The organism is Stenotrophomonas sp. Y-13 (assembly GCF_046267925.1).
Classification (GTDB): domain Bacteria; phylum Pseudomonadota; class Gammaproteobacteria; order Xanthomonadales; family Xanthomonadaceae; genus Stenotrophomonas; species Stenotrophomonas acidaminiphila_A.
Map to the genome: position 1 here is coordinate 245,001 of NZ_CP176501.1, position 18,401 is coordinate 263,401.

Genomic DNA, 18,401 nt, shown 5'->3' on the forward strand with positions numbered 1-18,401 from the left:
GTGATAGCCCTGTATTTGAAAGGGCCATTCCAGTGAAGACGAGTAGGGCGGGGCACGTGAAACCCTGTCTGAACATGGGGGGACCATCCTCCAAGGCTAAATACTACTGACCGACCGATAGTGAACCAGTACCGTGAGGGAAAGGCGAAAAGAACCCCGGAGAGGGGAGTGAAATAGAACCTGAAACCGTGTGCGTACAAGCAGTAGGAGCTCGAAAGAGTGACTGCGTACCTTTTGTATAATGGGTCAGCGACTTACTGTTCGTGGCAAGCTTAACCGTATAGGGGAGGCGAAGGGAAACCGAGTCTGATAAGGGCGCATAGTCGCGGGCAGTAGACCCGAAACCGGGTGATCTAGTCATGCCCAGGGTGAAGGTGCGGTAACACGCACTGGAGGCCCGAACCCACTCCCGTTGCAAAGGTAGGGGATGAGGTGTGATTAGGAGTGAAAAGCTAATCGAACCCGGAGATAGCTGGTTCTCCTCGAAAGCTATTTAGGTAGCGCCTCATATGTATCCTCTCGGGGGTAGAGCACTGTTATGGCTAGGGGGTCATCGCGACTTACCAAACCATTGCAAACTCCGAATACCGAGACGGACTGTATGGGAGACACACGGCGGGTGCTAACGTCCGTCGTGAAAAGGGAAACAACCCAGACCCACAGCTAAGGTCCCAAATTTTGTGCTAAGTGGAAAACCATGTGGAAAGGCACAGACAGCCAGGAGGTTGGCTTAGAAGCAGCCACCCTTTAAAGAAAGCGTAATAGCTCACTGGTCGAGTCGGTCTGCGGGGAAGATTTAACGGGGCTAAGCACAGAACCGAAGCTTGGGGTGCATAACTTTGTTATGCGCGGTAGAGGAGCGTTCCGTAAGCCTGTGAAGGTGAGTTGAGAAGCTTGCTGGAGGTATCGGAAGTGCGAATGCTGACATGAGTAACGATAATGCGGGTGAAAAACCCGCACGCCGAAAGCCCAAGGTTTCCTTGCGCAACGTTAATCGGCGCAGGGTGAGTCGGCCCCTAAGGCGAGGCAGAAATGCGTAGTCGATGGGAAGCAGGTTAATATTCCTGCACCTCGCGTAAGTGCGATGGAGGGACGGAGAAGGTTAGGTGTACCAGGCGTTGGTTGTCCTGGGGAAAGGCGGTAGGTTTGGATCTTTGGCAAATCCGGGATCCTTCAAGACCGAGCACCGAGACGAGTCTTTAAGACGAAGTCACTGATACCACGCTTCCAGGAAAAGCTCCTAAGCTTCAGCTTACGCAGACCGTACCGTAAACCGACACAGGTGGGTAGGATGAGAATTCTCAGGCGCTTGAGAGAACTCGGGTGAAGGAACTAGGCAACATGGCACCGTAACTTCGGGAGAAGGTGCACCATTGCCGGTGGCCCATGCGGGCTATAGCTGGCGATGGTCGAAGTGACCAGGCCGCTGCGACTGTTTATCAAAAACACAGCACTCTGCAAACACGAAAGTGGACGTATAGGGTGTGACGCCTGCCCGGTGCTGGAAGGTTAATTGATGGGGTCAGCCGCAAGGCGAAGCTCTTGATCGAAGCCCCAGTAAACGGCGGCCGTAACTATAACGGTCCTAAGGTAGCGAAATTCCTTGTCGGGTAAGTTCCGACCTGCACGAATGGCGTAACGACAGCGGCGCTGTCTCCACCCGAGACTCAGTGAAATTGAAATCGCTGTGAAGATGCAGCGTTCCCGTGGCAAGACGGAAAGACCCCGTGAACCTTTACTATAGCTTTACACTGAACGTTGAGTTCGTCTGTGTAGGATAGGTGGGAGGCTATGAAACTGTGGCGCCAGCTGCAGTGGAGCCATCCTTGAAATACCACCCTGTCGTGCTTGACGTTCTAACCTAGGCCCGTTATCCGGGTCGGGGACCGTGTATGGTGGGTAGTTTGACTGGGGCGGTCTCCTCCTAAAGAGTAACGGAGGAGCTCGAAGGTACGCTCAGCGCGGTCGGACATCGCGCACTGTGTGCAAAGGCATAAGCGTGCTTGACTGCAAGATCGACGGATCAAGCAGGTACGAAAGTAGGACTTAGTGATCCGGTGGTTCTGTATGGAAGGGCCATCGCTCAACGGATAAAAGGTACTCCGGGGATAACAGGCTGATACCGCCCAAGAGTTCATATCGACGGCGGTGTTTGGCACCTCGATGTCGGCTCATCACATCCTGGGGCTGTAGTCGGTCCCAAGGGTATGGCTGTTCGCCATTTAAAGTGGTACGCGAGCTGGGTTCAGAACGTCGTGAGACAGTTCGGTCCCTATCTGCCATGGGCGTTGGAAGTTTGAGAGGGGCTGCTCCTAGTACGAGAGGACCGGAGTGGACGAACCTCTGGTGTTCCGGTTGTCACGCCAGTGGCATTGCCGGGTAGCTATGTTCGGAAGCGATAACCGCTGAAAGCATCTAAGCGGGAAGCGCGCCTCAAGATGAGACTTCCCGGGGCACAAGCCCCCTGAAGGAACCATGTAGACTACGTGGTTGATAGGTCAGGTGTGTAAGCGCGGCAACGCGTTGAGCTAACTGATACTAATGATCCGTGTGGCTTGACCATATAACCTCAAGTTGCCTTGGCCGACATGACATGTCGATAGACCCAAGTGCACGCTACGTCACAAGACCTACGAGAGGCTGGCGCTTTATCCTGCTCCAACGGATAGCGACCCTCCAACCCTCTCCCTGGTGAAATTAGCGCTGTGGAACCACCCGATCCCATCCCGAACTCGGAAGTGAAACGCAGCTGCGCCGATGGTAGTGTGGCTCAAGCCATGCGAGAGTAGGTCATCGCCAGGGGCTTTACCCCCAAACCCCCGCTGCTCACGCAGCGGGGGTTTGCTTTTTTGCTCAATCGAAAATCCTTCGGCTCGGCCCGGCCCCGGCCACGCCGGAATCCGTGAGACCCACCGCCGGAAAACCACCCGGTAACGCGTGGGCCGGCGGCGGAAGAGGAAACAACGGCGCTCAGGGGCGCCGGTGTCGTAAGGCGTGACAGCAGGCCGCGCGCAGGGACAGCGCCTCACCTGGCTTGTCCGTCGCCGCACAGCACGGCGCCTGCAGCCCGCTTGCCGGGAACAGCCGGCTGCCGGCTGCGATGCGTCCCGCAGGATCAAACGGGACGCGAACGCGACAACCGCACACAGCCGGCATCGCTGCTGACCAATCCTGCCGCGGGCATGCCCGCTTGGATCGGCTGTCAGGTCGTTGCCTGCCTGAGCCTGCCCGCCGCCCACATACGACAACGGCGCCAAAAGGCGCCGTTGCTTCCATCACTGCCGCCAGAACGCGAAGATCACACCCGCCCGAACACCAGCGTCGCGTTCGTACCCCCAAAACCAAAACGGTTCGACATCACCCTCTCCAACCGCGCTTCCTGCGTCGAACGCAGGATCGGAAAACCCTCCGCGCGCGGGTCCAGCGTGGTGATGTTTGCTGAGCCGGCCATGAAACCGTCGCGCATCACCGGCCGTGCAGGTGCACGACCGATGCGGATCAGTCGTTGGCCATGCGCCGGCTTTGCATCATGCGATCGCGGTTGGCCTTGAACGGGTTGCCTTCGTACCAGTTGGGCCAACTGTCGCCGCCCGCCAGTTCGCGACCGACGCCGTACAGGAGTTCGAGGTCCTGCAGGGTGCCGTCGAGCTTCCAGCTGGCAGCGTCGTACTCGTCGCGCGGACTGTGGTAACGGTCGCGGGCGTAGGTTTCAGCGGCTTTCCTGCCGGCCTCGACCCCGCCATCCAGAAGATCCACCCCGCCGCCAGCGTAGAGCGCCGGTACGCCGGCCTTGGCGAAGTTGAAATGATCCGAGCGGAAATAGAAGCCGCTCTGCACCGACGACTCCGCGTGCAGGGTCCGCTTCTGCGCCGCCGCCAGGGGCTTGAGGATGTCCTCGAGCTCCGAGCTGCCATAGCCGGTGACGGTCATGTCGCGGGCGCGGCCATTGACCGACATCGCGTCGATGTTGATCACGCCGGCGATCTTGTCCAGCGGGAAGGTGGGATGGCTGACGTAATACTGCGAGCCGAGCAGGCCGGACTCCTCCAGCGTCACCGCAAGGAACACCACCGAGCGCTCCGGCGCCGGCTGCTGGTGGACCATCGCGTCGGCGATCTCGAGGATGCCGGCTACGCCGGTGGCGTTGTCCACGGCACCGTTGTAGATGTCGTCGCCGGCCTGCGCGTCGTGTGCCTGGTCCGCGTGCCTGCCCAGGTGGTCCCAATGCGCCATGTAAAGCACGGCCTCGTCGGCGCGCCTGCTGCCGGGCAGGACGCCCACGACATTGCGCGACTTCTTCTCCGCGATGCTGCTCTTCAGGTCGAGCGACAGCGTGGTACGCAGCGGTACCGGCTTGAAGCCGCGCCTGCCGGCATCGCGATAGGCCTTGTCCAGGTCGAGCCCGGCATCGGCGAACAGCTGCCGTGCCGCTTCCGCACTCAGCCAGCCCTGCGCCTGCAGGCGTGGCTCCTTGTCTTCGGCAGCCGGCAGGTCGTACTGCGCGCCCCCCCAGGAGCTGCGCACCACGTCCCAGCCGTAAGCCGCGCCCGCGGTGTCATGCACGATCAGCGCCGCGGTGGCGCCCTTGCGCGCGGCTTCCTCGAACTTGTAGGTCCAGCGCCCGTAATAGGTCATGCGCTTGCCCTCGAACAGGCGTGCATCGCCCGCGTGGAAGCCGGGGTCATTGACCAACATCACCACGGTCTTGCCCTTCCAGTCCTGGCCGGCATAGTCGTTCCAGTCCTGTTCCGGCGCATCCACGCCGTAGCCAACGAACACCATGTCGCTGGCGTCGATCCGCACTTCCGGCTGGCCGCTGCGGGTGCCGACCACCATGTCGCTGCCGAAGGCGAGCGTGCGCCGGGCGTCGCCATGCACGAGTGTGAGCACGGTCGCGGGATCGGCGATGGTCTCGGTCATCGGCACTTCCTGGAACCAGCTGTCGCCGTTGCCCGGTTGCAGGCCGATGCGCTGCATCTGGTCGCGGATGTAGTCGACGGTCAGCTGTTCGCCGCGGCTGCCTGGCGCGCGTCCTTCGAACGCATCCGAAGCCAGCGTCTTCACCAGTTCGGCGAAGTCCGCGGCGTTGATGCCGGTGGAGAATGCATGTCCCGGCGCGGGGGCGGGCACCGGCGCCTGCGGCGGCGTGGCCTCTTGCCGGCACGCGGCCAGCGCCGCGCCCGCGGCGAGGCACAACAGGAATCTGCGGGGCATGGAACCGGGCTCCGGATGAAAGGGGAAGCCCGATTCTAGGCAAGCCTGCCGCGAAGCGCTCAATCCTTCGGCGCGGCCTCGCTGTCGAAGCGCCGCACGGTGGCGCCGCTGACCGGGCCGATGGAGGCGCTGTCGTGCACGTACAGCGTCACTTCGCGCTCGAAGTTGAGCGGGCCGTCGACCTTCGCGTTGGGGCCGATGATCACCCGCGGCTTGCGCGGGGGCGTGAGTGACAGGCTGAACGACGGCTTGGTCACGCGGATGCCGCCCTTCACATGCGAGCCGATGCCGACGGTGATGTCGCCGTTCACCGTTTCGATGTTGCGCCCGACCTCGGTCCCGACCAGGCCGATGCCACCGTTGACGGTTTCCACGCCGCCGCCGATGCGTCCACCCTGGTCGATGAAGATGCTGCCGTTGACGGTTTCCACGTCGCCGGAGAGGACCAGCCCGCGTCCGGCACGCACCGCGCCGTTCACCGTCTCCAGACTGCGCGCCTGCACGTTGTCGTCGGCATTGATGCTGCCGTTGACGGTTTCCACGCTGCGTGCCTGCACGCCCTTGGCGAGGTGGATGCTGCCATTGACGGTGTCCAGGTCGCGGTAGGCGGTGCCGGAGTCGGTACGGATGCTTCCGTTCACCTTGCTGATGTCGTCGAACGCCATCGCCAGTGGGCTGGCCAGGCCCAGGGCCAGCAGAAGAAGGAATCGTTTCATCGCGGGTCTCCGTCGGGATTTCCTGTGGGCGAGCCGGGATGGCACCATGGCTGGATACAATCCGCATCTGCCTGAAGTCACTGGAATGCCCTTGCGACCCTCCCGCCGCCCGCCCGCCCGCTTCCCGGCACCGCCGGCCTGGGCCGCCGGCTGCCTGCTGGGGTTGTCGCTGCTGGTGCCGTCCGCGCCGGCGCAGAACACCCCGCGCGATGCGGAAAAGAAGCTGCAGCAGGTACGCGGCGAACTCAAGAACGTGGCCCAGGAGCGGCAGCGCCTGCAGGCCGAGCGGGAAGCGGCGTCGCGGCGGCTGCGCGAGGCCGACCAGAAGGTGGCCCGCAGCGGCCGGGCGGTGGCCGACACCGAGGCGGCGATGCGCCGCGAACAGCAGGCACTGGCCGGGCTGCAGCAACGCCGCGCCACGCTTGAAGCCAACCTGTCGCGGCAGCGCGAGCAGCTTGCCGCGTTGCTGCGCGGCGCCTACCGGCTGGGCAACCATGCCCCGCTGAAGTTGCTGCTGTCGCAGGACCGCGTGGCCGACGCCAACCGCGAACTGGCCTATCACCGCTACCTGCAGCGTGAGCGGGCGCGGACCATCGCCTCGCTGGCCGGCGATCTCCAGGCACTTTCAGCGAACGAACAGGAGATCCTGGCGCGCAGCCGCGAGCTGGAGCAGGCACGCGCGCAGCAGCGCGAGCAGGCCGCGGCGCTGGCCGAGGACCGGCGCAGGCGCGCGCAGCTGGCGGCCGAGCTGGACCAGCGCTACCAGGACCGCAGCGAGCGGGAGAAGGTGCTGGGCAAGGACGCGCGGGCGCTCGAGCAGCTGCTGTCCAGCCTGCGCGCGGCGGCCGCACGCGCCGAGGCCGAGCGCAAGGCGGCCGCGCGCCGTGCCGCCGCCGAGCAGTCGCGCCAGGCGGCCACCGGGACGGCACGGCCCACCCCCGGCAAGGTGCCGCCGCGGGTCACCGCGAATGCGCCGGCACCGAAGGTCGGCGGGCTGGGCTGGCCGTTGTCCGGCAACCTGCTGGCCCGCTACGGCGGGCGCCTGCCGGATGGCCGCACCAGCAACGGGGTGTTGATCGGCGCCCCGCCCGGCACCACGGTGACCGCGGTTGCCGACGGCACGGTGGTCTTCTCCGACTGGATGACCGGCTACGGCATGATCCTGATCGTCGACCACGGCAATGGCTACATGAGCCTGTATGCCCACAACGACACCCTGCTGCGCGATTCGGGCGCGCGGGTGCGCCGCGGCGAGGCGGTGGCACGGGTCGGCAACTCCGGTGGCCAGGGCGTGACGGCGCTTTACTTCGAGCTGCGCCGCAACGGCCAGCCGGTGGACCCGGGTACCTGGCTGCAGCGCCAGTGAGCGGCGGCTGAGCGGGCGCCCCCGGCGGCGGCCGCGTTCAACGTGAATTCCACCGGTGTTCGCGCATAATCGGTCCGACGCGCATGGTGCGCATCCGTTTTCATGGAGTGGTTCATGCGTGTAGCCGGCCTTGCTGCTGCCCTGCTGTTCGCACTGTCGCCGGCCGTCGGCCTGGCGCAGGGCGCCCCGGACAAGACGCCCAAGGCGGACGACCCCGATGCCCAGGAGTCGGTCACCTCGCGGGTGCCGCTGGACGAGATCCGCCGCTTCGTCGCGGTATACAACGCGGTGCGCGCGGCCTACGTGGACCCCGTGGACGACAAGAAGCTGATGCAGTCGGCGGTGCGCGGCCTGCTGCTGGACCTGGATCCGCACAGCACCTATTTCGACAAGGAAGACGCGCAGGCCTTCGATGAGCAGGCTACGGGCGCCTACGAGGGCATCGGCGTCGAGCTGCTGCAGCAGGACGGTGCGCTCAAGGTGGTGTCGCCGATCGACGAAACGCCCGCCGCGCGGGCCGGGTTGCGCGCCGGCGACCTGATCGTGGCCATCGACGGCAAGCCGATCAGTGCGTTCGAGGCGATGGAACCGCTGCGCGGTCCCGCCGGCAGCAAGGTCGTGCTGACCATCGAGCGCGGCGAGGAAAAGCCGTTCGACGTGACCGTCACCCGCGAGACCATCCGCGTCACCAGCGTGCGCAGCCGGATGCTCGAGCCGGGCTATGGCTATGTGCGCATCAGCACCTTCCAGGCCGATACCGGCGCCGACTTCCAGAAGCACCTCGCGCAGCTGCAGTCGCAGGCCGGCGGCAAGCTGAAGGGCCTGGTGCTGGACCTGCGCAGCAATCCGGGCGGCCTGCTCACCGCGGCGGTGCAGGTTGCCGACGACCTGCTGGAGAAGGGAGGGATCGTCAGCACGCGCGGCCGCATCTCGGTCAGCGATGCCCGGTTCGAGGCCACGCCCGGCGACCTGATGAAGGGCGCGCCGGTGGTAGTGCTGGTGGATGCCGGTTCGGCGAGTGCTTCGGAAGTGCTGGCCGGTGCGCTGCATGACAACCAGCGTGCGCGCATCGTCGGCAGCCGCACGTTCGGCAAGGGCTCGGTGCAGACCGTGCTGCCGCTGGACAACGGCGACTCGGTAAAGCTCACCACCGCGCGTTACTACACGCCCAGCGGACGTTCGATCCAGGCCACCGGCATCGTACCGGACGTGGAACTGACCCCGGATCCGGGCACCACGGACAAGGACGTGCCGGCTGCCATCGCCGATTTCAGCGAGGCCAAGCTGCCGGGCCACCTGCGTGGCGACGACGAGACCAGCGGCGTCGCGACCGGCGTCGTGTTGCCGGGCGAAGGGCCGGTGCGCTCGGCCCTGCGTGAGCTCAAGCGACCGGGCTCGCTCGCTGCCCGGCCCGCGGCCGCGGCACGGCCGGATGTCCCGGTGAAGCCGCCGGCAGCGCCTGCGCCGGCGGGCGTCAACGTGCCTGCCAGGCCGGAGGCGGCCGACGGCGGCAAATAGCGCGCGTTCCCCGCGCGCCGCGGGGCCTGCGTGTCAATCGCCGGTGCGCGCCGCGGCAAGCCCGGCAATGGAAAGGCAGCAGCGGCGCGCGGCCGGGCGTGCTGCACGCGTGCCGCCAATTCCGCGGCGATGATCCCGCAGCCGGTGCTCAGCGTGGCTTGGCGGGCATCGGGAACGGGGTGACCACCTTCTCGCCGGTGGCCGCATCGCGGATGGCCGATTGGCCCTTCTTTTCCACTTCCTCGATGCGCACGATGCTCTGCATCGGCAGGTGCAGCACCTTGGTGTCGGCGAACTCCTCACGCAGGCGCTCTTCGGTGGGATCGACCACCAGCCCGTCGTGCAGGTCGAACACCAGCTCGGCGATTTCGTTGAATCCCCACAGGTGGCTGCTGCCCACGCGCCGGGCATACAGCTCGTAGACCTTGCCGTGGTTGAGGAACGTGATCTTGTACAGGGGCTTGCTGCTCATGGCGCGATTATAGAGAGCACGCGGAGCCGGCGGCTGCTAGAACCCGTGGCGCTTGCGCAGCCGCCGGGCGATGGCCGCGCGCACGTACAGCCCGTAGACAATGCCGAACAGGAAGCCGGACAGATGCGCGGACCAGGCCACCATGCCGAAGCTGGGGCCGATGTAGGCGAAGACGATCTGCAATGCCGCCCACACGCCGATCAACAGATACGCCGGTGCGCGGACGAACTCCAGGAACAGCCCCAGCGGCAGCACCACGCCCAGCCGCGCGCCGGGGAACAGCGCCAGGTAGGCCCCCAGCAGCGCCGACACCGCGCCGCTGGCGCCGATGATGATCTGGTCGGGCGATCCCATGGCGTACAGCGCCGCCAGGTTGGCCGCGGCACCGCCCAGCAGGAACAGCAACAACAGCCGCCACGGCCCCAGCACCCGCTCGGCCGGCAGCCCGAAGATCAGCAGGAACACCAGGTTGCCCAGCAGGTGCGACCAGTCCGCGTGCAGGAACAGCGCGGTGAACAGGCGCAGCACGCTGCCGTCGCGCAGTGCGGCCCACCAGTCCTGGGGATTGCCCAGGCCGGTGGACAGCGCGCCCCAGTCCATCCACAGCGAACGCCGGGCCTCGTCCGGTCGCGAGATCGACCAGAGGAAGGCCAGCCAGATCGCCGCGAACAGCAGCGGCACCGCCCAGCGGAGTCCGGGTTTGTCGCGGGAGGGAATGGAAACGAACATGGACGCGGAAGCCTACCCCGTGCGGGGCCGGACAGGGTGATGGAGCCGAAGGAAATGAATGCGGGGGCGTTATTGTTTAGTTAACAAGCTTGATGGATACTGCATACGGCGTCGTATGTCGGGAGGGGAATCCGGCGCACCGCAGGGCCGTTCGACGGCACCGGGTGCAGGCGCACAACGAATCACCTTTGGCCTACGGAGAGAGCTTCCAACATGCATACCGCTTCCACCCTCGCACGCGTCACCGCCCTGGCTGTCGGCATTGCCGGTGCCCTGGCTTTCAGCCACGCCGACGCCGCCGCGTTCCAGCTCAAGGAAAACAGCGCCAAGGGCCTGGGCCGCGCCTTCGCCGGTTCCAGCTCCGCCTGGGGCGATGCTTCGGTGATCGCCACCAACCCGGCTTCGATGCGCCTGCTCGACGGCCGCCAGTTCCAGGCCGACCTGAGCGCGATCAGCTTCTCGGCCAAGATGGAAGACGTCTACAGCGCCCGCAACGCCGGCCCGACCGGCGCTGGCAAGGGCACCCCGATCTCCGGCGGCAACGGCGGCGACGCGGGCATGATCGCCCCGGTTCCGGCCGCGTACTTCCACGTGCCGTTCGGCGAGAACGACAACATGCACTTCGGTCTGTCGCTGACCGCGCCGTTCGGTTTCAAGACCGAATACGACCGCGACTGGGTGGGCCGCTACCACGGCACCAAGACCGACCTGAAGGCGGTCGACCTGGGCGCGGCGTTCTCCTATGACGTCAACCCGTACGTGTCCTTCGGCGCCAGCGTGTTCGTCGAGCACCTGACCATCGAGCTGGCCAATGCCGTGGACTTCGGCGCCGTGGCCTATAGCTCCAGCAAGGGCGCCAGCGCGGCGCTGGGCCTGGTGCCGGGCAGCGCCGATGGCTACGCCACCGTCGAAGGCAACAACAATGCCGTCGGCTACGTGATCGGCGGTACTTTCAGCCCGACCGAGAACACCAACATCGCGCTGAGCTATCGCTCCAAGGTCGAGCACAAGATCACCGGCGGCAAGGCCCGCTTCGATGTCCCGGGCAAGGTCGACGCGGTACTGGGCCTGGCGGCCAAGGGCCTGTTCGTCGACACCAGCGGCAAGGCCACGGTGACCCTGCCGGCCTCGGCTACCCTGAGCGTGACCCACAAGGTCAACGACCGCTGGACGGTGATGGGCGACGTGTCGCGCACCGCCTGGGCCACCGCGTTCGACAAGGTGACCGTGGACTTCGCATCGAACCAGCCGGACAACGTGCTGGTGTTCGGCTACAAGGACACCACCTTCGGCTCGATCGGTACCGAGTACAAGCTGTCCGACACCATCACCCTGCGTGGCGGCGTGGCCTATGACGAGACCCCGACCACCTACGGCCACCGCGACGTGCGCGTGCCGGACGTGACCCGCAAGTGGCTGTCGTTCGGCCTGGGCTGGACCCCGAAGGAGAACACCGAGTTCAACTTCGGCTACACCCACCTGTTCACCAACGACCCGGCGATCAACGCCACCAGCAGCACCGGCAACGTGCTGCAGGGCAAGTACAAGGTCGGTGGCGACATCCTGGCCGCGTCGATGAACTACAAGTTCTGATCCGGGCACGCCTGGTACGACTGACCGGAGGGCCCCGCGCAAGCGGGGCCCTTCGCTTTCGTGGGCGGCGCATTGCCGCGCGTACCGTCGCCCCGCGGCGCACGACGGGCGACAATGCGGCATGAACCTGTCCGACCCCGCCTTCCAGCTGGAGCTGGCCGCCAACATCGCCGTCGCCGGTTCGATCCTGCTGGCCGGCCGCAACAACGTACACACCTGGTGGCTGGGTATTGTCGGCTGCGCGCTGTTCGCGCTGGTGTTCCAGCGGTCGCACCTGTACGCGGACATGGTGCTGCAGTTCTTCTTCGTCGCGATCAGCGTGCTGGGCTGGTGGCAGTGGCTGCGTGGCGACCATGGTGCGCCGCTGCCGATCACCTCGTTGCGACCGCGTGCATGGGCCTGGCTGGCGCCGCTGGCGGTGCTGGCCACGTTCGGCTACGGCTGGATGCTGACCCGTCTGACCAACGCCTATGCACCGTATGTCGACTCTGCCGTGCTGGTGCTGAGCGTGATCGCGCAGCTGCTGATGATGCGGCGCAAGCTGGAGTCGTGGTGGCTGTGGCTGCTGGTGAACAGCATCGCGGTACCGCTGTACTACAGCCGCGGCCTGCACCTGACCTCGATCCTTTACGTAGGCTTCTGGCTCAATGCGCTGGTGGCGCTGCGCCATTGGCGGCATCTGATGCGCGATGAGGCAAAGGCGGCCCATGCCGCTGCCTGAGCGGGCCGAGCGCGGCCTGGTGGTGGGCAAGTTCTGCCCACTGCACCTCGGCCATGAACGACTGATCAACTTTGCCTCCACGCGCTGCCAGCAGTTGCTGGTGATCGGCTGGTCGCAGCCGGGCTTTGCCGGCTACAGCGCTGCGCGTCGCGAGCGCTGGCTGCGTGCGCGCTTCCCCCTGGCGACGGTGGTGGTACTGGATGATGCGCGGCTGGCAGCTTTGTGTGCCGAACACGGGCTGCCGCCGCGCGTGTTGCCGCAGGACAGCGACAGCGAGCAGGTGCAGCGCATGTTTACCGCCTGGCTGTGCCAGCACCTGTTTGATGGTCCGGTGCAGGCGGTATTCACGGGCGAGGACTACGGCGATGGCTTTGCCGACACGCTGGCGGCCTGCTTCAACGCGCCGGTGCGTCATGAACGGCTGGAGCGTACGCATGATGTCGGACAGGCCAGCGGCACGCAGCTGCGTGCCGATCCACATGCACATCGGCACAGCCTTTCCGCCGAGGTATATGCGGCCTACGTGCAGCGCGTGGCATTCATTGGTGGCGAGTCCACCGGGAAGACCACGCTGGCGCGCATGATGGCCGAGCATCTGCAGACCGCCTGGGTGCCGGAATATGGCCGCACGTTATGGGAGCGGCAGGGAGGAGAACTGAAGCCGGAGGATCTGCTTCGCATCGCAATGACACAGCCACAACACGAAGACGAGGCCGCGCGGCGCGCGTATCGCTGGTTGTTCTGCGATACCACGCCGTGGGTGACGCTGGGCTACAGCGGTTGGATGTTTGGTACGGCACCGGAGGCACTGCAGCGGGCTGCACTGCGGCCATATGACCTGCTGTTCCTGTGCGCGCCGGATATTCCGTTCGACCAGGACGGCACGCGGTTGGGGGAGGCATTCCGCGCGCAGCAGCATGCGTGGTACGTGCGCGAGCTGCAGGCGCGGGGTGCCCAGTACGTGCTGCTGCAGGGCGACCTGGAAACGCGCATCGCGACGGTGCGGGACGCGCTGGCCAAGCGTGCGGACAGCCGGTTCAGCGTGGCGGCATGATCGTCGCCAGGCATGGCCCGGCGCGACCGGTAGAGCACGAAAAACCCCGCCTGCGCGGGGTTTTTCGTTCACGGGGACATGCCGGCAATCAGTCGCCCAGGGTCAGCAGCGAGGCGTTGCCGCCGGCGGCGGTGGTGTTGACCGTCACCGTCTTCTCGGTGGCGAAGCGCAGCAGGTAGTGCGGGCCGCCGGCCTTCGGGCCGGTGCCGGACAGGCCCTGGCCGCCGAACGGCTGCACGCCGACCACCGCGCCGATCTGGTTGCGGTTGACGTAGACGTTGCCGACGTTGACGCGCGAGGCGATGCGCTCGACGGTCTCGTCGATGCGCGAGTGCACGCCCAGGGTCAGGCCGTAGCCGGTGGCGTTGATCTGGTCGATCACCGCGTCGAGCTGGTCGGCCTTCCAGCGGATCACGTGCAGTACCGGCCCGAAGATCTCCCGGTGCAGCTGGCCCAGGTCCTTCAGCTCGTAGGCGCGCGGGGCGAAGAAGGTGCCGTGGGCAGTGGCGTCGGACAGCGGCGCGGTGGCGATCAGGCGGGCTTCGGCATCCATGCGCACGGCGTGTTGCTCGAGGATCCGCAGTGCGTCGGCGTCGATCACCGGGCCGACGTCGGTGGACAGCTCGCCCGGGTCGCCGACCTTCAGTTCGGCCATGGCACCGGCCAGCATGCCCATCACCTTGTCGGCGATGTCGTCCTGAACGAACAGCACGCGCGCGGCCGAGCAGCGCTGGCCGGCCGAGGTGAAGGCCGAGCCGATCGCGTCCTTGACCAGTTGCTCCGGCAGCGCCGAGGAGTCGGCGATGAAGGCATTCTGGCCGCCGGTCTCGGCGATCAGCACGCCGATGGCGGCGTCGCGCGCGGCCATCGCGCGGTTGATGGCGCGGGCGGTTTCGGTCGAGCCGGTGAACGCCACGCCGGCCACGCGCGGGTCGGCGGTGAGCGCGGCGCCGACGGTGGCGCCGTCGCCCGGCAGGAACTGCAGCACCTCGGCCGGCACGCCGGCGTCGTGCAGCAGCTTGACCGCGTAGTAACCGACCAGGTTGGTCTGCTCGGCCGGCTTGGCGATGACGCTGTTGCCGGCGGCCAGCGCGGCGCTGACCTGGCCCAGGAAGATCGCCAGCGGGAAGTTCCACGGGCTGATGCAGACGAACACGCCGCGGCCGTGCAGCTGCAGCTCGTTGCTCTCGCCGGTGGGGCTCGGCAGCGTTTCGGCGTGACCGAACTGCTCGCGCGCCTGCTTGGCGTAGTAACGCAGGAAATCCACCGCCTCGCGCACTTCGGCGACGCTGTCCGGCAGGCTCTTGCCGGCTTCCTTCACGCACAACGCCATGAACTCGGCGATGCGCGCTTCCAGCTGGTCGGCGGCATGCTCGAGGATCGCGGCACGGCTGGCGGCCGGCGTGCGGTTCCAGGCAGGCTGTGCGGCGACGGCGTTGGCCAGCGCCTGCTGCACGGTTGCGCTGTCGGCGGCCTGCCAGTGGCCGACCACGTCGCGGTGGTCGGCCGGGTTGGTCACCGCGACGCTGGCGCCGGCGGGCGTGGCGCCGGGCACCAGCGGGGCGGCCTGCCACGGCTTGACGGCGGCGTTGAGCTGCCCGGCGAGGGCACGCAGTGCGTTGTCGTTGGCGAGGTTGATGCCCATGGAGTTGTTCCTGTCGTGGTTCTGGCTGCGCAGCAGGTCGACCGGCAGCGGGATCTTGGGGTGCGGGATGGAGGCGAACGAGGACACGGCCTCGACCGGATCGCGGATCAGCTCGTCGATGGACACGTCCTCGTCGGTGATGCGGTTGACGAAGCTGGAGTTGGCGCCGTTCTCGAGCAGGCGGCGCACCAGGTAGGGCAGCAGGTCCTCGTGCGAACCGACCGGCGCGTAGACGCGGCAGGGCACGCCCAGGCGGTTGGCCGGGATCACTTCGGCGTACAGGTCGTCGCCCATGCCGTGCAGCTTCTGGTGCTCGTAGGTGCGGCCCTGCGCGATCTGCTTCACCGCGGCGATGGTGGCCGCGTTGTGGGTGGCGAACATCGGGTACAGCACGTCGCTGTGGCCGAACAGCCGCCTGGCGCAGGCCAGGTAGGACACGTCGGTGTTCTGCTTGCGGGTGAACACCGGGTAGCCGGGCAGGCCATCGATCTGCGCGCGCTTGATCTCCGCGTCCCAGTAGGCGCCCTTGACCAGCCGCACCTGCAGGCGGTGGCCTATGCGGCGGGCCAGGTCGGCCAGGTAGTCGATCGTGTACGGGGTGCGCTTCTGGTAGGCCTGCACCACGATGCCGAAGCCTTCCCAGCCCTTGAGCGAAGGATCGCTGACCACCCGTTCGATGATGTCCAGCGAAAGCTCCAGGCGATCGGCTTCCTCGGCGTCGACGGTGCAGCCGATGCCGTAGGACTTGGCCAGCTGCGCCAGCTCCAGCACGCCCGGCACCAGGTCCGCGAGCACCCGCTCGCGCTTGGCGTGCTCATAGCGCGGGTACAGCGCCGAGAGCTTGATCGAGATGCCGTGCGAACGGGTCACGTCGCCATCGGCGCTGCCGCCGCGTGCCAGGTTGTCCGTGCCGATGGCATGGATCGCGCGCCGGTAGTCTTCCAGGTAGCGCAGCGCGTCCTTCATGGTCAGCGCGCCTTCGCCGAGCATGTCGAAGGAATAGCGGTAGTTGCCGTTGTCGCCCTTGTGCGAGCGCGCCAGCGCCTCGTCGATGGTGCGGCCCATGACGAACTGGTGGCCCATGATCTTCATCGCCTGGCGCACGGCCAGGCGGATCACCGGTTCGCCGACGCGGCCGATCAGGCGCTTGAAGGCGCCGTGCACGTCGCGCTTGGTGTCGTCGGCCAGGTCGACCAGGTGGCCGGTCAGCATCAGGCCCCAGGTCGAGGCATTGACCAGCACCGAATCGGACTGGCCCATGTGCCGCTTCCAGTCGGCCTCGCCGAGCTTGTCGCGGATCAGCTTGTCGGCGGTTTCCTGGTCGGGGATGCGCAGCAGCGCCTCGGCCACGCACATCAGCAGCACGCCCTCCTCGCTGCCCAGGTCGTACTGGCGCATGAACGCCTCGATCGCGCCCTGGTTGCGGGCGCGGGCACGCACCCGGCGCACCAGGTCGGCGGCGGTGGCCTGGACCCGTGCCTGTTCGTCGGCCGGCAGGCGGGCCTGTTCCAGCAGCTCGCGCACATGGGTGGTTTCGTCTTTCAGCCAGGCATCGGTGATGGCCTGGCGCAGTGCGGCCGGTGGCGGGGGCAGTTCGGGCGAGAGCAGCGGCCGCGCCGTGGCGGCCTGGGCGGAGGGTGTTGCATTCATGGGCATGACCACGTCGGGACACGTTGGGATTCGGCCATTTTAATCCCTTGCGTCAAATTTCCCAGCCCTCGCCGGTGCCCCGTTGGGGTGGCAAAACCATTGGTGGATGGGCGATTCGGGGAAACAGGCGGCACGGAGTCTTTTTGTGCTGAATCCGGCAAATTTTCTGCCGATGTCGTTTCAGCCGGCGGCCGATCCAGTGTGCGGTGCAGCAATCACAACAATGATGAATGAGAGCTTGCCGGGGTGATTGGGCGGGGCTACCATCGAAGCCGTTTTCCGCGGTACGGACGCGGTTGCGACATGATCGAGATGCTTCGGCAGGTTGAAGGCGACTCACGTGCGCAGCTGGTGCTGCATCCCCCACGGGCGCTCAGTGCCCGGCAGTTCGTCCTGTTGTTCGTCGCGCTGGCAGGGTTGATGGCGTTCTCCGCAGGCCTGGGTTGGCTGTCTGGAAACGTTTTCGCCCCGGTCTTCGCGCTATTGCATTGCTTCCTGGTGGGAGCTGCCCTGCGCGCGTCCTGGCGCAGCGGCGAACGCCGGGAAGAGATCCGGGTAGGACCGGACTGCGTGGAGGTGATTCCCGCAGCCGGATGTCCGCCGGTCTTCCGCGCCCACCCGTACTGGGTGCGCCTGGTGATCGAGGACGAACGGGTCGTGCTGGTCTCCAGCGGAAAGCGGGTCGAAGTGGGGAGTCTCCTCGCGCCCGCCGAACGCAGGGAACTGGCGGCGACGCTGGATGGCTTGCTCGCGGCCAGTGACGGCCGCAACCGATGACGTCAAGGGTCTAGGCAATGAAGCAAAGCAACAGGTGGGGAGTGTGGTGCAGGCAGGGTCTGGGGGTGGCGGCAATGGCGCTGGCCGCACCCATGGCATGGGCCCAGGCGGGTGATCCCAAGCCCTGGCAGCTCAACATGGGCAAGGGCGTCACCCACACCGCGCGCATGGCGTGGGACGCGCACATGGTGGCGCTGTGGGTATGCACGGTCATCGGCCTGATCGTGTTCGCCGCGATGGGCTATGCGATCGTCAAGTTCCGCAAGTCCAAGGGCGCGGTGGCGGCGCAGTTCTCGCACAACACCAAGGCCGAGATCATCTGGACCGTCATCCCGATCATCATCCTGGTGGTGATGGCATGGCCGGCCACGGCCAAGCTGATCGCCATGTACGACACCCGCGATTCCGAGATGACGGTGAAGATCACCGGCTACCAGTGGATGTGGAAGTACGAATACCTGGGCGAGGACGTGGCGTTCACCAGCCGCCTGGACCGCAAGTCCGACGAGGTGCGCCAGAGCGGCGCGGTGCCGACCCTGGCGTCCGACCCGCACTACCTGCTGGACGTGGACAACCCGCTGGTGCTGCCGGTCGATACCAAGGTTCGTTTCGTCATCACCTCCGACGACGTGGTCCACGCCTGGTGGGTGCCGGCGCTGGGCTGGAAGCAGGACGCCGTGCCGGGCTTCATCAACGAGCGCTGGACCAACATCGAGCAGGAAGGCGTGTACCGCGGCCAGTGCGCCGAACTGTGCGGCAAGGACCACGGGTTCATGCCGATCGTGGTCAAGGCCGTGTCCAAGGACGAGTTCAAGGCGTGGCTGGCCTCGCGCAAGCCTGCGCCTGCGCCGGCCGCCGAACCCGCCCCGGCCGTCGAGCCGGCGCCCGCCACCGACGCCCCGCAGCCGGAGGCCGCGCCTGCCGCGGCGCCCGGCGCCTGATACCG

The 18,401-nt window shown here is 66.4% G+C and carries 12 protein-coding genes, 2 rRNA genes and 1 pseudogene (1 of these 15 only partly in view); 9 read left to right on the plus strand and 6 right to left on the minus strand.

All coding sequences use genetic code 11. The annotated features are described in order from the left end of the window. Together ACJ7VY_RS01050 and rrf are read left to right on the plus strand one after the other, a co-directional pair. Positions 1-2,563, plus strand: a 23S ribosomal RNA gene (locus ACJ7VY_RS01050) (it extends 315 nt beyond the left edge of the window). A 124-nt stretch (positions 2,564-2,687) separates the two neighbouring features. After that, positions 2,688-2,802: ribosomal RNA gene (gene rrf / locus ACJ7VY_RS01055) — 5S ribosomal RNA — on the plus strand. A gap of 496 nt (positions 2,803-3,298) precedes the next feature. Here rrf and ACJ7VY_RS01060 read toward each other — a convergent pair. From ACJ7VY_RS01060 to ACJ7VY_RS01070, 3 genes and pseudogenes are all read right to left on the minus strand, one after another. Continuing rightward, positions 3,299-3,469, minus strand: a pseudogene (locus ACJ7VY_RS01060) (beta-ketoacyl-ACP synthase I); the annotation flags it as partial. Positions 3,470-3,498: 29 nt separating this feature from the next. Continuing rightward, positions 3,499-5,214, minus strand: coding sequence for a M28 family metallopeptidase (locus ACJ7VY_RS01065; RefSeq protein ID WP_409476179.1), 1,716 nt, complete (start codon positions 5,212-5,214; stop codon positions 3,499-3,501). Between the two features lie 59 nt (positions 5,215-5,273). Continuing rightward, positions 5,274-5,930 (minus strand): hypothetical protein, encoded by a 657-nt coding sequence (locus ACJ7VY_RS01070; RefSeq protein WP_409476180.1) that lies wholly within the window; start codon positions 5,928-5,930, stop codon positions 5,274-5,276. A gap of 91 nt (positions 5,931-6,021) precedes the next feature. Between ACJ7VY_RS01070 and ACJ7VY_RS01075 the strand changes: the two genes are divergently transcribed. Continuing rightward, positions 6,022-7,296 (plus strand): murein hydrolase activator EnvC family protein, encoded by a 1,275-nt coding sequence (locus tag ACJ7VY_RS01075; protein WP_321989789.1) that lies wholly within the window; start codon positions 6,022-6,024, stop codon positions 7,294-7,296. 114 nt (positions 7,297-7,410) lie between these two features. Beyond that, positions 7,411-8,814: a S41 family peptidase gene (locus ACJ7VY_RS01080; protein ID WP_104940073.1), complete on the plus strand. Its 1,404-nt coding sequence runs from the start codon at positions 7,411-7,413 to the stop codon at positions 8,812-8,814. A gap of 148 nt (positions 8,815-8,962) precedes the next feature. Here ACJ7VY_RS01080 and ACJ7VY_RS01085 read toward each other — a convergent pair whose 3' ends face one another. Continuing rightward, a complete protein-coding gene (locus tag ACJ7VY_RS01085) occupies positions 8,963-9,286 on the minus strand; it encodes a DUF1820 family protein (RefSeq protein ID WP_104937766.1) in 324 nt (107 codons plus the stop codon). Between the two features lie 36 nt (positions 9,287-9,322). After that, positions 9,323-10,015, minus strand: coding sequence for a rhomboid family intramembrane serine protease (locus tag ACJ7VY_RS01090; protein WP_104937767.1), 693 nt, complete (start codon positions 10,013-10,015; stop codon positions 9,323-9,325). Positions 10,016-10,228: 213 nt separating this feature from the next. Here ACJ7VY_RS01090 and ACJ7VY_RS01095 point away from each other — a divergent pair, with 213 nt between their 5' ends. From ACJ7VY_RS01095 to ACJ7VY_RS01105, 3 genes are all read left to right on the plus strand, one after another. Then, a complete protein-coding gene (locus ACJ7VY_RS01095) occupies positions 10,229-11,608 on the plus strand; it encodes an outer membrane protein transport protein (RefSeq protein ID WP_104937768.1) in 1,380 nt (459 codons plus the stop codon). Between the two features lie 121 nt (positions 11,609-11,729). Continuing rightward, entirely contained in the window at positions 11,730-12,329 is a 600-nt protein-coding gene (pnuC, locus tag ACJ7VY_RS01100; protein ID WP_409476181.1) for a nicotinamide riboside transporter PnuC, read from the plus strand. Next, complete coding sequence (locus ACJ7VY_RS01105; protein ID WP_409476182.1) at positions 12,316-13,383, plus strand: AAA family ATPase; 1,068 nt, start codon at positions 12,316-12,318, stop codon at positions 13,381-13,383. Before pnuC ends, ACJ7VY_RS01105 begins: the two co-directional genes overlap by 14 nt. An 88-nt stretch (positions 13,384-13,471) precedes the next feature. Here ACJ7VY_RS01105 and putA read toward each other — a convergent pair whose 3' ends face one another. After that, positions 13,472-16,678, minus strand: a complete 3,207-nt coding sequence (gene putA, locus ACJ7VY_RS01110; RefSeq protein WP_312347607.1) for a bifunctional proline dehydrogenase/L-glutamate gamma-semialdehyde dehydrogenase PutA — start codon at positions 16,676-16,678, stop codon at positions 13,472-13,474. Between the two features lie 303 nt (positions 16,679-16,981). Between putA and ACJ7VY_RS01115 the strand changes: the two genes are divergently transcribed. Both ACJ7VY_RS01115 and coxB read left to right on the plus strand, forming a co-directional pair. Continuing rightward, positions 16,982-17,455, plus strand: a complete 474-nt coding sequence (locus tag ACJ7VY_RS01115) for a DUF2244 domain-containing protein (protein WP_161615605.1) — start codon at positions 16,982-16,984, stop codon at positions 17,453-17,455. 17 nt (positions 17,456-17,472) lie between these two features. Then, a complete protein-coding gene (coxB, locus tag ACJ7VY_RS01120; RefSeq protein WP_409476183.1) occupies positions 17,473-18,396 on the plus strand; it encodes a cytochrome c oxidase subunit II in 924 nt (307 codons plus the stop codon). The last annotated feature ends 5 nt before the right edge of the window (positions 18,397-18,401 follow it).